This window comes from Sinorhizobium sp. 8-89, assembly GCF_030124325.1.
Classification (GTDB): domain Bacteria; phylum Pseudomonadota; class Alphaproteobacteria; order Rhizobiales; family Rhizobiaceae; genus Sinorhizobium.
In genome coordinates this window covers 1-18,753 of record NZ_JASKLR010000037.1, presented here as the reverse complement: position 1 = coordinate 18,753, position 18,753 = coordinate 1, and the positions used below count along the sequence as shown (strand labels likewise).

The window sequence follows — 18,753 nt, the reverse complement described above, 5'->3', positions numbered from 1 at the left end:
GTCGCGCGTCCTAGATCCAGAACAACGCTACGCCAGAAACAAAGCTACGAAGGAGAACCGCAATGAGGAAGATCGTCATTGGTGCATTTGTAAGTCTCGATGGAATCATGCAGGCGCCGGGCGGACCAGACGAGGATCCGACCGGCGGTTTCAAATACGGTGGATGGGTCGCCCCCTATTTCGACGAGACTATGGGCGCGGCGGTCGACGAGATGTTTGCCAAGCGATTCGATCTTCTGCTTGGCCGAAAGACTTACGACATTTTCGCGGCGCACTGGCCCTTTGCCGGCGCCGACGATCCGATCGGCACGTTGTTCGACCGCATCACCAAATTCGTCGCAACGCGCAATCCGGATTTCAAGCTCGGCTGGCAGAACAGCCAGAGCCTCGGAAGCGACGTTGTTGCCAAGCTCCGGAACCTGAAGAGCGAGGACGGGCCGGACCTCCTGACGCAGGGCTCCACTGACTTGCTGCAGACGCTTTTCCGCAATGATCTGGTTGACGAGATGTATGTATCGATCTTTCCGGTCGTGCTCGGAAAGGGCAAGAAACTGTTCGGCGACGGCGCCTCGCCGATGGCGCTGAAGCTGGTCAATTCGAAGGTCTCCGGCTCCGGTGTGACCGTCAACAAGTACGTCCGCGCGGGCGAGGTCGTCACCGGCTCGTTCGAATTCGAGCAGCCGACCGAAGCGGAACTGGAGCGGCGAAAGAACCTGACCTGAGGGGGACGAATTACCGGATCGACCGGTTGTCGAGGACCGCTCCGCCGACGGCGCGAGCGGCCCTTCCCTTGCCAAATCCCGCCGGATATCAATGATTAGCCATGATTTCCGCCTATGCTCCATGTTTGCCGAACATGGAGGTTACGATGAGAGTCTCGGAAGCCATGCACTCCGGAGTACGTTGGATTTCGCCGGACACGGACCTGCGCACGGCAGCACGCATCATGAAGGATGACGATATCGGCGCCCTGCCCGTCGGCGAAAACGATCGCCTGGTCGGGATGGTCACCGATCGCGACATGGCCCTGCGGGCCTTCGCCAACGGCCACGATGTCTCTTCGCTCACTGTGCGAGACGTCATGACCAAGGAGATCGTCTTCTGCCGTACCAGCGAATCCATCGAGGACGCCATTCACCTGATGGAAGAGAAGAAAATTCGGCGGTTGCCGGTGATCAATGAAGACAAGCGGATGGTCGGCATGCTGTCGCTCGGTGATATTTCCCACTGCAGCAGCCGGGAAATGACGGGCGAACTGCTCAAGGCCGTCAGCGACCATCACGCCTGATAGAGACGGCCGTAGCTATGGTCGCCGCTTCGGATCGCTGAGGCGACGGTCCATGCCGTTGCCGCGGAAGCGCTTGCCGGCATCGCTATCGGCAAGGAGGCAATCACGGTGCGTCCGCGCCGTGAACGACCTGCATGCGCGAGGTCAGATCGATACGCCTCGCCGCAAGCGCGGCAGCCTGCGTCGCGACCAGGCCCACTCGTGCGCGGCGGGCGCCCACGCCTATTTGACGACGACGGAGCCGTTCACGATCTCGATCGTTTCGTCGCCCTGAAGACCGATGCGGTCGCCGCTCGGCGCCGTCACGAAGCAGCCGCTTGGGCAGATCATTTCCGTTGCGCCTGAACCCACCGCGACCTCCATCCGGCTCTCGCCCTCGACGACGACCAGCACGGCGGTCTCGCCGTCCTTGTTCGTCACGGTCGCAGCGAAAGCAGTTCCCGTCACAAGAATGCCGGAAAGCAAAGCAATCAGGATTGTCTTCATCGCCCACCGACGCTCATCAAGCGCCGCCCCTTGTCGCCGGTCGCGCGCTACGTCCTTGACGTAAGCTCCGGCCCCCTCTTCAGCCCGCGCCAGCCTAAACCGCGGCCGGACGAATTGCATCCGTTTTATCGCTGGACGGCTGAATGCCTGCTGAACGGCGCCCGCCCGTACGGAGCCACATGTCCGACGTGAATCTCACGACACTAAAACATTGCTTTTGCTCGTGTTTCCTTGAATTCCCCGCAGCTGAAGGCGATCCGTTAGCCCGAACGGGTTAGAGACACGCCACCCCGTCACATGGTAAATAGTCAAGCAACTTCGAGTGGGGCGAAGAACAAGTGCTGCAAATATTTCAGCCAATCCCCGCTCCAGCTGGATCGTTTCATTGTTCGTTGAACAGTGAAATCGATCTAACTCTTTGAAACTATGCAATTCCGGACGAAAAACCGTTACACACTGTTCCTGGAATTGCTCTAGTGATCACGCAGAAGAACTCAGGTTGTTACAATCCAGAGTCGCCGTGATCCAGGAGGGGTGCCATGTCTTATTTGCGTGGCGCTGCAATCGTCGCACTCGGTGTCATCTTTTACGGTCCGGTGTCGTTGGCCGCCGAGGTAATCGGCGAGGCAACGCGGATCAGGACTGAAGTCAGGGGTGCGGGCGGTCCGCTGGCGGTCAAAGACCCGGTCCACCGGGACGAACGGATTCTGACCTCAAAATCCGGACTGGGACAATTTGTCTTCCGCGACGGCACCAAGCTGGCCATAGGCTGGGGCTCGTCAGTGGTGATCGACAAGTTCGTCTTCGACGACTCCAACTCCCTGCAGAAGCTCAGCCTGAGGGCGACGAAGGGCACGTTCCGCTGGATCAGTGGAAAATCGAAAAGCACTGCCTACGAGATCCTGACGCCCGCCGGAACGATCGGCGTTCGCGGCACCGCCTTCGACTTCTATGTGCGTGGCGACGGGACAACGGCCGTCGTCCTGCTGAACGGCGCGGCCAGCTTCTGCGGTCCCGGCGGCTGCAAGCAACTGACGCGGCGGTGCGACTGCATCGTCGCCAACCGCAACGGCAAACTCTCGGACGCCCGCCGCGTCGACCGCCGCATCCTGGAGACGCTCGGCGACGAGGCAGCATTGCCGTTCCTCTCCGGCAATCAGCAGCTCGCCGGAGGGCTGGGCTGGGTCGGCGGTGGTTGCAGCATTCGTGCGGCGCTTCCGATTCCGCCTACGCAGGTCACTCCGCGACGCGCTCCCAAGCCTGAGGCACCAAAGCCTCCGCCACGCGAAAAACCCCGCGTCGACCACGACAAGGATCCTCGCGATCCTGGCAGGCCACGTCGCGACGATGACAAGCGTCCCGACCATGACGAGCCCCGCCGCGATCCGGGCAGGCCCAGTCACGAGCATGACGATCCACGTCCCGACCGCGGCGATTCTCGTCCCGACCATGGCGAGCCCGCGCGCGATCCCGGCGACCCCCGCCGGGATCCGGTACGCGAGGGCTAGGCTCAAGACTTATTGAATTCGGGATGGGCAACGGCTATTCCGCCTCATCCTCATCAGGCATCGGCGAAGTGGTCAGCCCGGCGAGAGATCCGGCGGTAGAAGTCCGCCAATCCGTCGAGTTTCGCCGCCTTGAGCTTCGCCGCGTTCAGGATCTTGCGGTTCGGCGCGCGGGAACGCAGCGCGTCGACGAGCTTCAAGTGGAGGCACCGCAGTTCGGCGAATTCGGCGGAAGCGCCGATTTTTTCGTCGCCGACGACCGCAAAGAGCCTGCTCCGCGTGCTTTTCCCCTTGAGCGCCAGCGCCCCCGCCTCGAGCAGGGCGTGGCCTGGCAGCGCCTTTGCGGTCTCCTCGGACACCAGAATGTCGAAGAGGACGTCCTTGCACGAGGCTTCGATCCGCGCTGCGACGTTAACCGTGTCGCCGACGGCCGAATAATTGAAATGCGCCTCGGCGCCCATGTTGCCGACGCAAGCGATGCCGGTGTGAATGCCGACCCCGATCGAGACGCTCTGCTCGCCTCCGAAGCCGAACGCGTCGTCGGCATTGAGGCGCGTAAGCGTCTCGCGCATGGCGAGCGCGGCGCGTACGGCCTTGGCCGGATGGTCGGCGACATCGACCGGGGCATTCCAAAAGGCCATGATCGAATCCCCGATGAACTTGTCGAGCGTGCCTTCGTTGGCGATAACGTGGCGGCTCAGCGCATCGAGAAGCGTGTTCAGGAAACCGACGACCGCGGTTGGCGCAAGCCGCTCGCTGATTTCGGTGAAGTTCCTGACGTCGACGAACATCACCGTCAGCTCGCGGTCGTCGCCGCCGAGGCGCAGCGCATCCGGGTTATGCTCGATGCGATAGAGCAGCGACGGCGAAAGATAATGGCCGAAGGCCCGCCGGACCGCGCGGCGCTCGCGGTCGGTCACCAGGAACCGGAATGCCGTTGCGGCGAAATGCGTGATCGATCCGCTGACGATCGGGGCAAGAGGATCGAAGAGCAGCCCGCCATAAAGAAAGGCGAGCCAGGAAGCGACAAGGCCCATGGCGGTGATGAACAGGCCGCAGGCGAGAGCGACCGCGGGGCTGACAAAGGTCGTCAGCATCACCAGCAGGCAACCCGCCGCGGTGATGCAGAGGATCTCGAGCCCGTCGGCCCAATCCGGGCGCGAGAGAAAGCGGCCGGACAAGATCTGCTCCACGGTTTGCGCGTGCAGCGAGACGCCGGGCACGTTCTGCCCGAGGGCGGTCGTGCGGATGTCCTGCAGGCCCGCGGCCGACGTGCCGACGAACACGATGCTGCCCTCGATGGTGGCCTTGGTGGCGGGACTTGGATCTCCGGGCGCGAGCACATGCCTTGCGGAGACATATCGCTCGGCCCGGTCGGGACTGACATAGAGCCAGAGTTCGCCCGCCGCTGTCACCGGAACCACGAAATCCCCGATCTTCGCATGCGTCATCGTATCCTGGACGTCCGGGGCGCCCGCCAGCACGTAGGTCGTGGCCCCCTGCGCGACACGCAGCGCTTCGAGCGCAAGGTTCGGATAAAGCTGCTCGCCGTCGCTCAGGAAAAGCGGCACCGCCCGCACGACCGGCGACGGGGCGCCGGGATTGAGACTGATATGCCCGAGACCGGCGGCATTTTCCTCAAGCTGCGGCCGGAGCGGCGTCGCCGCCTCTATACGCGGCGGCGCGGCGAAAAGGCTTTCGCCCGTAAACGCAAAGCCCGCCTTGACGGGCGGGCGATAGCTTCCTTCGTTCGAGATGCCGAAGCCCAGGACCACAGGCCGTCCCACGATCGATTGTGCGAAGATCTCGTCATTGTCGGGCAGTCTGCCAAGCAATGACGGATCGACGCCGTCAATGTCGCGAACGACATTGCGGGGCGAAAGGCGATCGGGCTCGGCAAACAGAATGTCGAACGCGATTGCCGACACCCCCATCTCGGTCAGCCTGTTCACCAGCGCGGCGATGCGATCTCTCGGCCATGGCCACTGGCCGAGTTCCCGGAGCGACGCCTCGTCGATATCGACGATCCGGACCGGCATGTTCTCGAAGGCGCGCGGCGCAATGCGCTGATATTCGTCGAACGTCAGATTGCGCGCGAGCCGCAGCAATGGCGGATCGCTTGCCCGCAGCATTGTCAGCGCCGCTACAATCGCCAAACCGATAATGACGCCCACCTGCTGCGCGCGTGTCATGCAGCATCCGCCCCCCTACAGCGCCGCGCATCTTGTCAGACGCGCAAAGAACGCAGTAGCGCGGGCAAGCTTACTGCATAATCCGCCGAAGCGGAATCGGATAGATCATCGCCGATTCAAGGCGTTACGGCTGCGTCCGGCGCGGTGGAACCGTGACCTATCGGAAAATCATTTTCTCCCTTGCGGGTAGATCGTCTCGCCGCGCTTCAGCATTTCGACGAAGGTCTCGATCTTCCTCTTGCGCCCGGCCTCGGTCTTCATGTTGTGGGTGCGGAAGGCCAGCGCGAAACGGTTTTGCTCGCTGAGCTTCGCCAGCATCTCTCTAGCCCGGGGTTCGGCGTCAATGGCGGCTTGCAGGTCGTCCGGGATCTTCATGTCCTTGCCGCTTGCATAGGCACGCTCCCAGCGTCCGTCCGCCTTCGCCAGCTCGACCTGCTTCAGCCCATGCTCGGTCATCCGGCCCTCCGCGATCAGCCGGGCCACGTTGTCGACATTGATCTGGCTCCAGGTGCTTTTCCTGCCGCGCGGCGTATAGCGCTGCAAAAAGCTCCTGTCGTCGAACCCCTTGCGCAAGCCGTCGATCCAGCCCCAGCACAGCACGACATCGATCGCTTCCTTAGGCGTGATCGACTTGAGCCCCGAACTCACCTTGTGGATCTTGATCCACACCTCGTCCGCCGTGTCGTGGTGCGCGCCGAGCCAGCGATAGAAGCTTTCGGCATCCGCAAACTCGCGAACTCTCTCCAGATCGACCGTTACCGGGGCCATCGGCAGACCTGCCCTTTTGTTGCCGTCATGTTCCGCACTAATCTCCCGCCACGATTCACCCGGCCGCCATCTTCACGCAGCAGGCGGTCGAGCGCAACGCATGTGCCGCCAAGGTGGGCGCACTGGGCGGTGTGCGGGTTTCCGTCGGACGAGACGGAGGGGACCACGCGTTCGGCCGGGGGGCGCCGGCCGAACGCGTGATGTCACGAGACCAGCATGTCCTCGATCCGGATCGGCAGCGTGCGCACGCGAATGCCGGTCGCGTGGAAGACGGCGTTGGCGATGGCGGGCGCCATGCCGACGAGCGCGATTTCGCCTAGGCCCTTGACGCCGAGCGCATTGACGTGCGGGTCCACCTCGTCGACGAAATGCGCTTCGATGTCCGGAATGTCGAGGTTCACGGGCACGAGATAGTCCGCCATATGCGCATTGACCGGGCGGCCGTCGCGCTGATCGAGCACGGTCCGTTCCATGAGCGCCATGCCGATACCGCCGACCATGCCGCCGGTGCACTGGCTCGCTGCAAGACGCGGATTGACGATACGACCGGCGCCATAGGTACCCAGCGCGCGGCGCACCCGGATCGTGCCGACATCAGGATCGACCGCCACCTCGGCAAAGACCGCACCGAAAGCATGCATGGAATAGCGGTCCGCGATATCGGGGTCACGGCTGGCGGACGCATTCGCCTCGATCGGTCCGCCGGTGCTCGCCGCGATGTCGCCATAGGCCTGGCCGGGCGCGGTGTCGCCGCGACGGCGCAGGCGCCCCGCCTCCCACATGACCCCATCGGCCGACGCGCCGAAGACCGGCGAGCGCTGGTCGGCGACGGCGCGCTTCGCGGCCTCTTCCTGCACGGCGATGCAGGCGGCGCGGATCGCCGAGCCGACGGACGCCATCGTCCAGGAGCCGCCATGGGAGGGAGCCGGCGGAAAGTCCGAGCGGCCGAGGCTGAAGCGAACGTTTTCGACCGGCAGGCCGAGCGTCTCGGCGGCGACCTGCGTCATCGACGTATATGTCCCGGGCCCCATGTCGCTCGCCGCCACTTCGATTTCGGCGGTACCGTCGGGAAGCAGGCGCGCGAGCGCGCTCGAGGGAGCGTGGAACGCCGGATAGCTGGCCGATGCGACACCCATGCCGATCAGCAGCCGCCCATCGCGCATGGAGCGTGGTTTCGGATCACGTTTCGACCAGCCGAAGCGCTCGGCACCGGCATCGTAGCACTTCATCAGCGAGCGGCTCGAGAACGGCTTGTCCACGGCCTCGTCGATCTGAGGCTCGTTCAGCCGGCGCAACTCGATCGGGTCGAGGCCGAGCTTGTAGGAAAGCTCGTCCACGGCGCATTCGAGCGCGAAGACCCCACTCGCCTCGCCCGGGCCGCGCATATAGGTCGGCGTGCCGGTGTCGAGCGGCAGGATCCGGTAGCGGGTCCGCACATTGGGGCAAGAATAGAGGAAACCCGAGACCGAGGTCAGTGCCTCGATGAACTCCTCATAGCGGCTCGTTTCTCCGACGCCCTCATGTACCAGGCTCGTCAACTTGCCGTCCGCCGTCGCCCCGAGCGCGACGCGCTGGAGCGTGCGGGGGCGGTGCCCGGTCGTGAAGAACATCTGCTTGCGGGTCAGCACGAGCTTGACCGGCCGACCCACCTCACGCGCCGCGATGGCCGCGAGCGTGACGTGCGGCCAGGTCCTGAGGCTCGTGCCGAAGGCGCCGCCAACGAAGGGACAGATCACCTGCACGTTCTCGACCGGCAGGCCGAAAATGGCAGCGATCTCGGCCTGTTCGTTGACGACATACTGGCTCTTGCTCCAGAGCGTCAGCCGGTCGCCATCCCAGGCCGCGATGGTGGCGTGCGGCTCCATCGGATTGTGGTTCTCGCGGGCAATGTCGTAGCTCTCGTCGACCTTCGTCTCCGCGCTCGCGAGCGCTCCGTCCGCGTCGCCTCTCTCGGCGTCGGCATGCGCGCGGCCACCCCGCCTCGTGGCCTCCGGGATCACCGCACTCGCGAGCAAACCGGTCGGATCGACGACCGGCCGCTCGCTGGCGTAAGCGACATGGAGCGCAGCGGCGGCGCGTTCGGCATGGTCGAGCGTATCGGCGACGACGATCGCCACCGGCTGGCCCCAGAAACGCACCTGATCGTCCTGCAGCACGTGCAGGCGTTCGCCGATGGCGGGATCGATTACCCCCTTGTGCTCGCGGTAGGCAAGCCGCGGCGCATTGAGGTGGCTGATCACCGCGATCACGCCCGGCATGCCGGAGACGGCCTCCGCGCCGATCTCGGTGATGCGGCCAAGGCCGGCCGTGGCGCTGACGATGACGGCATGGGCCTGGCCCTTTTGGTTGAAATCGGCCGCGTAGCGCGCGCCTCCCGAGACTTTGGCGCGGCCGTCAATGCGGGGGAGCGGTTGTCCAATGACATTCGTCGTCATGCCATTTCTCCGACCATTTCCAGCGTGCGGACGATCGTCCGCTGCAGGAGTTCAACCTTGTAGTGATTGCCGGCAGCCGGCCGTGCGCCATCCGCCGCCAGCCGCGCCGCCGCCTCGAAGGCCGGGCGGGACGGCTCGTTGCCGATCAGTTCCGCCTCCGAGGCGCGCATCCGCCACGGGCGGGTTCCGACCCCGCCGCAAGCGATCCGGACCGAGCGGATCACGCCGCCCTCCGTTTCCATGGCAACGGCCGCCGAGACGAGCGCGAACTCGTAGGACTCGCGGTCACGCACCTTGAGGTAGCGCGCGCGGCGACTGTGGGGACCGCCGGGCACCCGCACGTCCAGGATCAGTTCGCCCGGATTGAGCGTGTGTTCGAGATGCGGCGTATCGCCCGGCAGCCGGAAGAGCTCCTCGACTGGAAAGGTGCGCTCGCCTTCCGGCCCGCGCACGCGCATTTTCGCGTCAAGCGCGATCAGCGCCACCGCAACGTCGGACGGATGGGTGGCGATGCAATGATCGCTGACGCCGAGGATGGCATGGCCGCCGTTCAGCCCGTCGATCGCCGCGCAGCCCGAGCCCGGCTCGCGCTTGTTGCACGGCGCGTCGAGCATGCGGAAATAGGGACAGCGTACGCGCTGCAGCAGGTTGCCGCCGATCGAGGCGACGTTGCGCAACTGCGGCGATGCGCCTTCGATCAGGGATTCGGCGACAAGCGGCTGCAGACGCAGGGTGTCGGGATGTGCGGCGATCTCCGTCATCCGGGCAAGCGCGCCGATGACGAGATCGGAGCCTTCGACACGAATGCCTCCGAGCGGAAGGGCGTTGATGTCGACGAGCCGTTCGGGACGCTCCACCTCCTCGCGCATGAGATCGATGAGCGTCGTGCCACCGGCGATATAGCGCGCGCCCGCGGCTGCGGCGGCAATCGCTTCCTGTTCGCTGGTGGCTTTTTCGTAGCTGAATGGCAGCATGGTCAGGTCCTCCCGGAGGCATCGGCGACGGCGGCGACGATGCCCGGATAGGCCCCGCATCGACAGATGTTGCCGCTCATCCAGAACCGGATTTCCTCCGGCGAATGGGCGTGACCCTCGGCGATGCAGCCGACGCCGGACATGATCTGGCCCGAAGTGCAGAAGCCGCACTGGAGCCCGTCATGCTCGATGAACGCCGCCTGGAGCGGATGGAGCTCGTCGCCTTTCGCCAGCCCCTCGATCGTGGTGATCTCGGCACCGTCGTGCATGACGGCGAGCGTCAGACAGGAATTGATCCGCTTGCCATCGACGAGGATGGTACAGGCCCCACAGGCGCCCTGGTTGCAGCCCTTCTTCGTGCCGGTGAGGTCGAGCGTTTCGCGAAGAACGTCGAGCAGCGACTGGCGCGGATCGAGCTCCAGTTCGCGCAAGTCCCCGTTGACCGTCAGTCGTATGCGCGCTGGCGTCACGTTCGTTCCCTCCTTATTTGCGGTTGTTGCGGCCGGCGATGCGGCTTGCGCCGTGCCGTGAGGAATGGCCGCGAGCGTCGCGGCCCCTGCTGCCATCTGCAGAACGTTGCGTCGGGAAAATGCGAAATGGACGCCCTCGGTTGCGACCGGTGACCCCGCTTCCCGGCTCTCGGATTTGTCGTGTTCGGACATGGTAAACGCAGACTCCTTGCTGGAACGCGTGTTCGTTCTTTCAAGCGATCAGTCGATTTTGGGAGTGCAACGGGCCAAGCTTATGCAGGCACGCCGAGCGCGCCAGCGTCCATGTTGCTGCGTTTTGTACGGAAGTGCTATGTTTTTTGCGGGGGGCGTCCGAGAGCAACAACGGCAACGGACCTCGAAGGGCAATTCCACTTGATAGGAGTTCGCGAATGGCCAGAGGGGCATATGGCCAGCGCTTGGGCGAGTCTGTCGGGGTCGAAGCGCCGCCGAGCATAAGCGTCCAGCGTCTGCAAAGGACGGAGTTCGCCGCCACGCGCGTCAGCTGGGACAGGAGGGAAGGAGACGGCGCCGGCCGGATCGAGCGGGAGGACGGCTACCTCGTCTGCCTGCAACTGCTCGATCTCGAGCCGCATCCCTATTGGGTAGGTGGTCGCCCGGTGCAGATTGCACCGATCAGAAGCGGCCAGTTCACGCTTCTCGACCTGAATTCGGAGCATTCCTCCGTCCTCACGGACCCCATCGACTGCCTGGCCATCTACATATCGCGCCAGGCGTTCGACAGGATGGCCGAGGAACGGGGCGTCTCGCGCATGGGCACGATCGGGATAGCGCCTGGCGTTCCCAACGACGACATCGTTGTGCGGAGTCTCGGGACCAGCCTCCTGCCCGCGCTGCAAAGGCCCGAACAGGCCAATCAACTGTTCCTCGACCATGTCGGCATGGCCCTGCTCACCCATCTCGGCAGCAACTATGGCGACATGCCGACGGGGCACCGGCCGCGGCGCGGCGGCCTTGCGCCCTGGCAGGAGAGGCGCGCCAAGGAGATTCTGCTGGCGCATCTCGACGGCGACATCGCGCTAGAGGCCCTCGCCCGTGAATGCGGTCTTTCGCGCAGCCATTTCGCCCGCGCCTTCAAGGAAACGACCGGCTCCCCACCGCATCGATGGCTGCTGGCCCGTCGCATCAAACGCGCCCAGGACCTGCTTCTGAACTCGAGCCTCTCGATTAACGAAATCGCCAGCAGCTGCGGCTTTGCCGACCAGAGCCATTTCACCCGGGTCTTCGCGAAAATCGTGCAGGCCGGTCCGGGCGAATGGCGGCGTTCGCGGCGCCGGTAGATCACTTCCTGTGCCAAACAGTGAAGTGATCTCGCTCTTTGACCGTCAATTGCGGACGGAAAGCCGTTGCGCACCTTTCCTGGATTTGCACCAGCCGGACCGCCGCCCTGCCGTTCAGGACTCCGGAAACATGCGATACCGTCCCGCTCAGTTCGCGGCGAAGCAGTAGAAGAGCCCATCGCCGCCGGTGGTCTTAAAAGCCTCCTGTGTGCAGCCGCCGCGCGTCTCGTGCGAGGAATTCCAGGACTTGGCCGCGGCGGAATCGTCGAGGCCGGTCCGGTCGCTGTGGCCGACGATCGCCGCGCCCTCCGTCCCGCCCATCGTCCAGTTGCCGCAGGTCTCTGCCGCGGCAGTCCCGTCGGGATTCGAGCCTGTCAGGATGTCGTGACGGTTCGGCGTGTCGCCGCGGCCGTTGATGACCTCGCCTCTTTCGTTGAGCGCGGTCTGCTTCGTGAGATTGTTCTTGTCGCTATGGAGCGACGCGACGTCATCGGCGATCTTTTCGCCTTTGGCGTTGTACCAAGGGCCGTTGCCGATCCGGTCCTTTGCATTCTCCGCGTCGGTGGAAAGATACGCTTTCCAGGTCTTGCCGGTCGCGCCGCTCGGCGTCGCGAGTGTGTTGCAATAGGCGTCAGCGCCCGCAAGACCACCAAGGTCGCCGCCCTTCCCGGGATTGGCGCTGGTGACGAAGAAGCTCATGCTCGTATCCTGGGCATGGGCGGGGGCATGGGCGGCCACGACCGAACAGGCCAAGCCGGCCGCAACAAGTGCAACTGTGCGTTTCATGGTCTCCTCCCTGATGCAGGTTTCAAACCCGCGGCGATAAAGCTATGCCGGCAAAGACGGGAGTAAAATCAAAACCTTGTGATAGGATTTCCGGGAATAATCCCTGCCCATGGCTTGGCGGGGTGAACCATCCCGGTACGGCTGCCGGCGGCGGTTCAAATTTCTTTCACGCGGTTGTGGAACAGTCGCAACATACCGCGGTTCACGGTGAGAACGCCGGAGAGATGACATGAACAAGTCGAAGGATACCGAAGACGCGGACTGGCTCGAAGCCGAACTGGCCGATACGATCGATGAGGACTATGAGCTCGAGCTTTCCGAGCCGGCCCTTTCCGAAGAGATTCGCAAGATCTACCGCAAGGCGCATCCACCCTCGATCCCGCGCATCGAGTATTTCCGCGCGCTACTCCAGCTGCAGGCGGAACTGATCAAGCTGCAGGACTGGGTCGCCTATCACAAAGAGAAGGTCGTCGTAATCTTCGAGGGGCGCGACTCCGCCGGCAAGGGCGGTGTGATCAAGCGCATCACCCAGCGGCTCAACCCGCGCGTGGTGAGGGTCGTGGCGCTGCCCGCCCCTTCCGACCGCGAAAAGACGCAATGGTACTTCCAGCGTTACGTGCCCCACCTGCCGGCCGGCGGCGAGATCGTGCTCTTCGACCGGTCCTGGTACAACCGTTCCGGTGTCGAGCGCGTCATGGGTTTCGCCACCGAAGACCAGGTGGAGCAATTCTTCAACGACGTGCCCGAGTTCGAGCGCATGCTCGTGCGCTCCGGCATCCGGCTGGTGAAATATTGGTTCTCGATCACCGACGAGGAACAGCAGATGCGATTCCTGATGCGCATCCATGACCCGCTAAAGCAGTGGAAGCTGTCGCCGATGGACCTGCAGTCGCGGGTGCGCTGGGAGGCCTACACCAAGGCCAAGGAAGAGACGTTCGCCCGCACCAATATTTCCGAAGCGCCCTGGTACATCGTCGAGGGCAACGACAAAAAGCGGGCCCGGCTCAACTGCATCGACCACCTGCTCCAACAGATCCCCTACGGGGAGGTGCCGCACGAGGACGTCACCCTGCCCGAGCGAGTGTTCAATCCCGACTACGAGCGCAAGGTGCTGCCGCCGGAACTCTACGTGCCGTCAAAATACTGACAGCGCGGCGCGTCCTATCGGGCGTGCGAGGCTTGCACTTTCGATCATGCGAGTGCCCGCGAAAGTGCGGGCACTGCTTGTGGAACGAACGGTGTAGTTACGCACCGCGTTCGTGCTGGCTTCCGCGCAGCAATTATTGCTGAGCCGGTGCCTGCGCCGGTCCGGAGTTCTGGATCTTCTCCTGAACCTTCTTGGCCAAAGCCGGGTCGTTCTGCGCGGCCGTCAGGATGGATGTATATTCCTCGACGGAAATATCCGGGGAGGCTTCGACGGCCTGAACCATCTGCTGGCTGGCTTCGGTCTGCAGCTTTTGCTTCGCAGCCTCGTCCGGGGTCGCTTCGATCTTGGCCGAATATTCCTGCCTGACCTTGTCGACTTGCAGATAGGCGACCGCAAAGGCCTCGATTTTCTGGTCGCTGACGGCCGCGCCGGTGCTGTCGGGCTGCCCCTGCATCGGCTGCGTCTGTTGCGCCTGGGGCTGTGTCTGTTGCGCCTGGGCCATCTCCAACGCGGACGCCGGGCTGAAAACCATCAAGCTGAATGCCGCAGCGGTCAACGTTGCAACGGGTGTATAGCGAGTGATCATGTTCATTCCTCTGTAACGTGCATGACTTGATCGGCAGCAATACCGCCTTACAGCGCCCATGCGTCTCCAGACGCGCAAAGGTCGCTGTAGCACTTTGAATTGCCGCATGTTCTCATCCGTGGATCGGGTCCGGTCCAAGGAAACACGCAGCAGTCGTTCGTTCCTCCCGCTAGGGGCGGCGACGCGTTGGTGACGATGAACCGTCTAAGAGTGCTCGATGGGGCGGTACCGGGGCGATTTGCTGACCATTGAGCGGCAGCTTTGTGGTCATCAATGTGAGCGACGCGGCGAGCGTAACGACGATCTCCGCCCCCGCTTTGCGAAAACCGCGGCGGCGCAAAGCGAACGCTTGCCGGTTAGCGCCAGTCTTCGTGACAACCCGACGCGCCGAAGCAATTCAGTCCCATCCGCGGCTGATCCCGGCGCGCAAACCTCACAAAGGCGGCCGCCTCGTCACCCCCTGCGGGATCCGCGTTTGGCGACGCGAGACGGCGCGCTTTCCGGCGCCTCTTCCGGCTCGGCCGTAGGCTCGGGCTCTTGCGCGGGCGAAGGCTCGGCCTCGGCCGGAGCCTCTTCCTCCGGCGTCGTGTCCTCGATCTTCAGCGGGAACGGCGCGCCGATCCCCTCGTCGCGGAAGCGCTCGTAGATCGAGACACGGATGTCGTTGCGCACGTTGCCCGCCGTCAGCACGTCGGCGACATAGATCCGCAATTCGAAGGTCATGCGCTCGTCGCCGAAGGCGGTGAAGCCGACCGAAGGCGACGGGTTCCTCAGCACCATCGGATGGGCGGCGGCGATCTCCTGCAGCAGATCGATCACCCGGCGCGGATCGCTGGCATAGGTAACGGTGACGGTGATCTCCGAACGGCCGAGCTTGTTGCGGTGCGTCCAGTTGCCGACCGAGGCGTTGATGAGCAGTGAGTTCGGCATCATGATCGACTGGTGCTGGAAGGTCTCGATCTCGGTCGCGCGCACCGAGATGCGCCGGACGAAGCCTTCCGTCGTGCCGCTGACGATCCAGTCACCCACCTTGAAAGGCCGTTCGACGAGCAGGATCAGGCCCGAGACGAAGTTCGAGACGATGTTCTGCAGGCCAAAACCGACGCCGAGGGACAGAGCACCGGCGACGAGCGCAAGGCTCGACAGGTCGATGCCTGCCGCCGAGAGGCCGATGAGGCCGGCGAGGCCGACGCCGACATAGCCGATGCCCGTGCGGATAGAGTTGCGGACGCCGGCATCGACCCGGCTGCGCGCCATGACGTTGCCGTCGATCCAGCGCTGCACCCAGCGCGTGACGATGAAACCGAGCGCGAAGAAGAGCACGCCGGCAAACAGGCCGACGAGCGAGATGGTGATCGTGCCGATCCTGATCTCGGTCAGCACGCGGTAGGCCCAGGATTCGATATCGGCGGTCTGGAAGCCCCATTGCAGCAGGATCAGCGGAATGAAGAACAGCAGCACCAGCGCGTAGATGCCGAGCCCAGCCGCAAGCCCGATCTGGTCGAGTGCCACCTGCTCCAGATTGAAGCGGCGCTCGAGGTAACGCCCCGGCACCGTTTCGGCAAAGGCGCCCTGACGGGAGACGGACTTGCCCGTGAGAATGCCGATATACATCGTCACCAGGATCGCACCGGTGACGATAATCTGGGTGGCTATGAAGCGAGCGAGGCCGACATAGCCCGCAAGCGCGATGGCGATGAGCGCCGCGCCCATCAGGAGAAGCGAAACCCAGACGAGCCGCGGCCAGGGCCGACCCGGCGCATCGAAGGGCTCGTCCTGTCTCAGCATTGGCCGGATCCAGGCCATTGACATCAGGATGAGGCCGATGATGATCGAGGCCACGAGACTCTTGGCGACGGTCAGGATGACCGGCGAGCCGAGAGATTCGCTGATGCGTCCGGCTAGGTAATCGAGCACGTTGACCAACGCCATCGCGACGATCGAGATGAACAGCATGCGTGCGCCCTGGTCAGAAACGCGCACGAGGCGCCAGTTCGCCTGCCGGGGCGACAGCACCGCCTGAGCGAGGCTGGTGACGAACAGCAGCACCACCCCGACTGCCAGGGTGACTGCCAGGATCGGCGCGATATCCGGGCGCAATACATTGAAGCTATTCAGGAAAAAGTAGCTCGACGCGGCAAACGCGGTGGCTGAGACCGTCGGGATCACCGTGGACCAGAAGGCGACAGAGAGCTGCCTGAAATAGTTCGGCTCCTCCTCGTCGCCATTCTGCCGGAGGAAGGGCGCGAACAGCCGGCGGCTGCCGGCCAGAAAGATCAGCGCCGCGCAAAGCGACAGGAAGATTGCGATGAGAAGCGGGACACGCTTGTAGTTCCAGGCGAAGGTCAGCCAGCTTCCGAGGCTGCGCGACAGCGCCTGAGTCTCGCCGATCGTCGTCGTCACCGCCTCCGCCAGCGTGGCCGCCGAGATCTCGGTGTGCCTCAGAAGCGTGTTGGAGAAGAGAGCGCGTCTTGTCGCGGTAATGCCGTTGGCAAGCTTCTTCGCCTCCACCGAAAGGTTTTCGGCACGCCCCGTCAGCGCGTTTATCTCCCCCCGTTCGGCGATCAGGCGTTTGCGTTCCTCCGTCACGATGGCGGCTTCCGGCGGTTGCCCTTCGCCCGGCGGCTCGCCGAGTTCGGTGAGCCTCGCCTTGATTTCCTCCAGTCGCGGCCGCATCGCAACCGTGGCGGTGATGATCTGGCCGGAAAGGGCATCGACCTGCACCTTCAATTCGGCCAGCAGCGTATCGTCTTCCCTCGCCTTTTCGACGCGCTCGCCAAGCAGCTTCAGCTCGCGGTCAGCATTGGCGAGTTGCTCCTCCGCCTGCTGCAGAGCCGGAGAAGCAGTCGCCGCGCCGTCATCGGGCTGGTCCTGCTGCGGGGGCTGGGCTTGCGGTGCCGGTGCGGCCGGCTGCGTTTGCTGGGCCGGCTGGGCGGGTTGGGTCGCCTGCTGGGCGATGGCCGGGCCGCTGCCGGCAAGCGCAACGGCTGCGGTCAGGACGGCGAGAGAAACGGCGGTCAACTTTCCAACAAGATGCAATTCGATACCCTTCGAAGTCCCGGATGACGACACGGAATCACGTCCGAGCCTAGATCACGATGATTCCAGCTTGAATCAACCGAAAACAGCGAGCGTGCCCGGCCGTTGCCGTTCCTCCTGGATCTCGCGCCAACGCTCGCGACGATCCGCTCTGCATGCGCAACACGGCAAAAAAATGCAGAAGCAGAGGATTGGGACGTTTTTTTGCCTGAACCGCGGCGCCCTTGCCGCGCTTTCCGCTGGACGGGAGGGCGCGGCACGCGAATGCCCGGCCGATTGCACGCACGGCTACTGCACACCCTGGAAGGTCGCAACGACATTGAGGCGGGCATTGCCGTCCTCGTCCTCGCTGACGGAGACCAGCGCCCACCAGCCGGCGGTGAAATCGCTGCCGGTCCAGCTCAGGACGGTCGGATCGGGGTTCATCAGCCCGGGGAAGGTTTGGGGCGAGAACACCGCGCCGTTGATCTCGCCGGCGACAGCCCAGGTGGTGGCGAGACTGACCGTGACCTTGGCCTGGCTGCCGGCCGGCGGCACCGGCAGTGCGATCGTGGCACTCGCGCCGTTTGCCGTAAACGACTGGCCGGTCAGCCACTGGGGCGTGACGGTCCACGTCGCACCGGCGAGCGCGACCTTCTGCGGGATCGGTGCTCCCGGGCCGACGTTGAGATGGAGCTTGCCCGTCTGCGGCGGAGGGTCAGCGTGATCGAGAACGGCGCGTCGAAATATTGCACTGGCGACTTGACCAGCTCCGCTACGAGCGGCGTCCCGGCATCGAGGCTGGCGCCCGCAAGAATCGGGATCCAGGCGGTGGTTTCGCTGCCGCCGGCAAGCCCGACGGCCGTGCCGTTGTTGCTGATCGTGACCGAAGCACCGGGCACGAGGCCACTCAGCCGCACGGCGGACATGGCTGTCGTAAGCGGCGAACCGAAGACCGGCGTCGGTAGGGGGTTCGGCACATCGATGACCGGCACGCCCTGCGGCGAAGGCGCGCTGCTGCCGTCTGTCGTTGTCTGGACGGCGGTGATCAGTTGCCCGGCAATTGGCGTGTCGAAGATTGTCACCCAGACGGTGCCGTTCGATCCGGCGACGGATTTTCCGATCTGGCCGCCGTCGGCGAATATCTCCACCGTCGCATCGGCGAGAACTCCGGTGACGCGAACTGAGGGAGAGAAGCGCGTGATCGGCCCATGCACGATGGGCGGAAGCGGGAGAACCATGAAACACTCCTGGGCGGACGGGCATGCGCCGGAAGGACGCACGGCGCTGCGGTTCAGTTTCGAACGACTAAACGCAATTCGCTGCAAGGAACGTATTTCAGATTTCGGAAAGCGATCTTGGCATAGCTCAAAACGGTTGTATTGTCAATTGCTTGGCAATCAAAAGGCGCAATCGCGAGCGGCTCGTAGTCGCCTGTAGTGGCGAGACGGGCCGAACCGATAACGACCGCTGAAACCATCCCTTCCCCTGCTCCACTGAGCTGCCACCACGCCCATCCTTTCATGCGTGGCCATCGCCGCGGAGAGCGCTTTGAAGTCCACGACGTAAGGCGTATGCTGCGGCCTTGGCACGGTCTGCTTTGGGGGGACGAAATGGCGGAAGCGTTGCATCCAGCGGCAGTGGGTCATCTGCCTGTTTTCATTACCGCGCCGGGGCAGTCGGACGTCCTGTTCAATGTGATGACCGTCTTCGTGCTGCTCGTGGTCTTCCTGGTCGGCATCCTCTATCTCAGGCTGCACGCGCTGCCGGAACATATGG

17 protein-coding genes are annotated in these 18,753 nt (G+C 64.1%); 5 read left to right on the top strand and 12 right to left on the bottom strand.

The features are described 5' to 3' along the window. The first annotated feature begins 62 nt into the window (after window positions 1–62). Window positions 63–722 carry a dihydrofolate reductase family protein gene (locus QN219_RS31235; RefSeq protein ID WP_284004318.1) on the top strand — a complete coding sequence of 220 codons (660 nt, stop codon included), beginning with the start codon at window positions 63–65 and terminating at the stop codon, window positions 720–722. A 146-nt stretch (window positions 723–868) separates the two neighbouring features. Beyond that, complete coding sequence (locus tag QN219_RS31230) at window positions 869–1,288, top strand: CBS domain-containing protein (protein WP_284004317.1); 420 nt, start codon at window positions 869–871, stop codon at window positions 1,286–1,288. Between the two features lie 222 nt (window positions 1,289–1,510). Here the strand turns inward: QN219_RS31230 and QN219_RS31225 are convergent, their stop codons facing one another. Beyond that, entirely contained in the window at window positions 1,511–1,774 is a 264-nt protein-coding gene (locus QN219_RS31225; protein ID WP_284004334.1) for a hypothetical protein, read from the bottom strand. Window positions 1,775–2,313: 539 nt separating this feature from the next. Here QN219_RS31225 and QN219_RS31220 point away from each other — a divergent pair. Further along, window positions 2,314–3,282 (top strand): FecR domain-containing protein, encoded by a 969-nt coding sequence (locus QN219_RS31220; RefSeq protein ID WP_284004316.1) that lies wholly within the window; start codon window positions 2,314–2,316, stop codon window positions 3,280–3,282. 53 nt (window positions 3,283–3,335) lie between these two features. Here the strand turns inward: QN219_RS31220 and QN219_RS31215 are convergent, their stop codons facing one another. The 5 genes from QN219_RS31215 to QN219_RS31195 all read right to left on the bottom strand — a co-directional run bounded on the left by QN219_RS31215 (window position 3,336) and on the right by QN219_RS31195 (window position 10,214). Then, window positions 3,336–5,471 carry an adenylate/guanylate cyclase domain-containing protein gene (locus QN219_RS31215; RefSeq protein WP_284004315.1) on the bottom strand — a complete coding sequence of 712 codons (2,136 nt, stop codon included), beginning with the start codon at window positions 5,469–5,471 and terminating at the stop codon, window positions 3,336–3,338. Window positions 5,472–5,639: 168 nt separating this feature from the next. Further along, window positions 5,640–6,239, bottom strand: a complete 600-nt coding sequence (locus QN219_RS31210) for a YdeI family protein (RefSeq protein WP_284004314.1) — start codon at window positions 6,237–6,239, stop codon at window positions 5,640–5,642. A 203-nt stretch (window positions 6,240–6,442) separates the two neighbouring features. Continuing rightward, window positions 6,443–8,674: a xanthine dehydrogenase family protein molybdopterin-binding subunit gene (locus tag QN219_RS31205; RefSeq protein WP_284004313.1), complete on the bottom strand. Its 2,232-nt coding sequence runs from the start codon at window positions 8,672–8,674 to the stop codon at window positions 6,443–6,445. Continuing rightward, window positions 8,671–9,648, bottom strand: a complete 978-nt coding sequence (locus QN219_RS31200) for a xanthine dehydrogenase family protein subunit M (RefSeq protein WP_284004312.1) — start codon at window positions 9,646–9,648, stop codon at window positions 8,671–8,673. Before QN219_RS31200 ends, QN219_RS31205 begins: the two co-directional genes overlap by 4 nt. A gap of 2 nt (window positions 9,649–9,650) precedes the next feature. Further along, window positions 9,651–10,214, bottom strand: a complete 564-nt coding sequence (locus tag QN219_RS31195) for a (2Fe-2S)-binding protein (protein WP_284004333.1) — start codon at window positions 10,212–10,214, stop codon at window positions 9,651–9,653. A gap of 314 nt (window positions 10,215–10,528) precedes the next feature. On the opposite strand from QN219_RS31195, the gene QN219_RS31190 reads away from it, so the two are divergent. After that, entirely contained in the window at window positions 10,529–11,437 is a 909-nt protein-coding gene (locus QN219_RS31190; RefSeq protein ID WP_284004311.1) for an AraC family transcriptional regulator, read from the top strand. Between the two features lie 147 nt (window positions 11,438–11,584). Here the strand turns inward: QN219_RS31190 and QN219_RS31185 are convergent, their stop codons facing one another. Further along, complete coding sequence (locus QN219_RS31185; RefSeq protein WP_284004310.1) at window positions 11,585–12,223, bottom strand: hypothetical protein; 639 nt, start codon at window positions 12,221–12,223, stop codon at window positions 11,585–11,587. Window positions 12,224–12,452: 229 nt separating this feature from the next. Between QN219_RS31185 and ppk2 the strand changes: the two genes are divergently transcribed. Continuing rightward, on the top strand, window positions 12,453–13,370 hold the full coding sequence (gene ppk2 / locus QN219_RS31180) for a polyphosphate kinase 2 (protein ID WP_284004309.1): 918 nt from the start codon (window positions 12,453–12,455) through the stop codon (window positions 13,368–13,370). 133 nt (window positions 13,371–13,503) lie between these two features. On the opposite strand, the gene QN219_RS31175 is transcribed toward ppk2, so the two are convergent. From QN219_RS31175 to QN219_RS31155, 5 genes are all read right to left on the bottom strand, one after another. After that, on the bottom strand, window positions 13,504–13,962 hold the full coding sequence (locus QN219_RS31175) for a DUF4168 domain-containing protein (protein ID WP_284004308.1): 459 nt from the start codon (window positions 13,960–13,962) through the stop codon (window positions 13,504–13,506). A 447-nt stretch (window positions 13,963–14,409) separates the two neighbouring features. Then, window positions 14,410–16,995, bottom strand: a complete 2,586-nt coding sequence (locus tag QN219_RS31170) for a mechanosensitive ion channel family protein (RefSeq protein ID WP_284004307.1) — start codon at window positions 16,993–16,995, stop codon at window positions 14,410–14,412. A 288-nt stretch (window positions 16,996–17,283) separates the two neighbouring features. Beyond that, a complete protein-coding gene (locus tag QN219_RS31165; protein WP_284004306.1) occupies window positions 17,284–17,532 on the bottom strand; it encodes a hypothetical protein in 249 nt (82 codons plus the stop codon). 50 nt (window positions 17,533–17,582) lie between these two features. Beyond that, window positions 17,583–18,215: a hypothetical protein gene (locus QN219_RS31160; protein WP_284004305.1), complete on the bottom strand. Its 633-nt coding sequence runs from the start codon at window positions 18,213–18,215 to the stop codon at window positions 17,583–17,585. 53 nt (window positions 18,216–18,268) lie between these two features. Continuing rightward, entirely contained in the window at window positions 18,269–18,499 is a 231-nt protein-coding gene (locus tag QN219_RS31155; protein ID WP_284004304.1) for a hypothetical protein, read from the bottom strand. Window positions 18,500–18,753 lie beyond the last annotated feature (254 nt).

Excerpts from the sequence above, each read along its gene's own strand:
- QN219_RS31225 (WP_284004334.1), bottom strand. The coding sequence starts at position 1,774 with ATGAAGACAATCCTGATTGCTTTGCTTTCCGGCATTCTTGTGACGGGA.
- ppk2 (WP_284004309.1), top strand. The coding sequence starts at position 12,453 with ATGAACAAGTCGAAGGATACCGAAGACGCGGACTGGCTCGAAGCCGAA.
- QN219_RS31200 (WP_284004312.1), bottom strand. The coding sequence starts at position 9,648 with ATGCTGCCATTCAGCTACGAAAAAGCCACCAGCGAACAGGAAGCGATT.
- QN219_RS31235 (WP_284004318.1), top strand. The coding sequence starts at position 63 with ATGAGGAAGATCGTCATTGGTGCATTTGTAAGTCTCGATGGAATCATG.
- QN219_RS31155 (WP_284004304.1), bottom strand. The coding sequence starts at position 18,499 with ATGAAAGGATGGGCGTGGTGGCAGCTCAGTGGAGCAGGGGAAGGGATG.
- QN219_RS31195 (WP_284004333.1), bottom strand. The coding sequence starts at position 10,214 with ATGGCAGCAGGGGCCGCGACGCTCGCGGCCATTCCTCACGGCACGGCG.
- QN219_RS31160 (WP_284004305.1), bottom strand. The coding sequence starts at position 18,215 with ATGGTTCTCCCGCTTCCGCCCATCGTGCATGGGCCGATCACGCGCTTC.
- QN219_RS31190 (WP_284004311.1), top strand. The coding sequence starts at position 10,529 with ATGGCCAGAGGGGCATATGGCCAGCGCTTGGGCGAGTCTGTCGGGGTC.
- QN219_RS31210 (WP_284004314.1), bottom strand. The coding sequence starts at position 6,239 with ATGGCCCCGGTAACGGTCGATCTGGAGAGAGTTCGCGAGTTTGCGGAT.
- QN219_RS31230 (WP_284004317.1), top strand. The coding sequence starts at position 869 with ATGAGAGTCTCGGAAGCCATGCACTCCGGAGTACGTTGGATTTCGCCG.
- QN219_RS31185 (WP_284004310.1), bottom strand. The coding sequence starts at position 12,223 with ATGAAACGCACAGTTGCACTTGTTGCGGCCGGCTTGGCCTGTTCGGTC.
- QN219_RS31220 (WP_284004316.1), top strand. The coding sequence starts at position 2,314 with ATGTCTTATTTGCGTGGCGCTGCAATCGTCGCACTCGGTGTCATCTTT.
- QN219_RS31205 (WP_284004313.1), bottom strand. The coding sequence starts at position 8,674 with ATGACGACGAATGTCATTGGACAACCGCTCCCCCGCATTGACGGCCGC.
- QN219_RS31175 (WP_284004308.1), bottom strand. The coding sequence starts at position 13,962 with ATGAACATGATCACTCGCTATACACCCGTTGCAACGTTGACCGCTGCG.
- QN219_RS31215 (WP_284004315.1), bottom strand. The coding sequence starts at position 5,471 with ATGACACGCGCGCAGCAGGTGGGCGTCATTATCGGTTTGGCGATTGTA.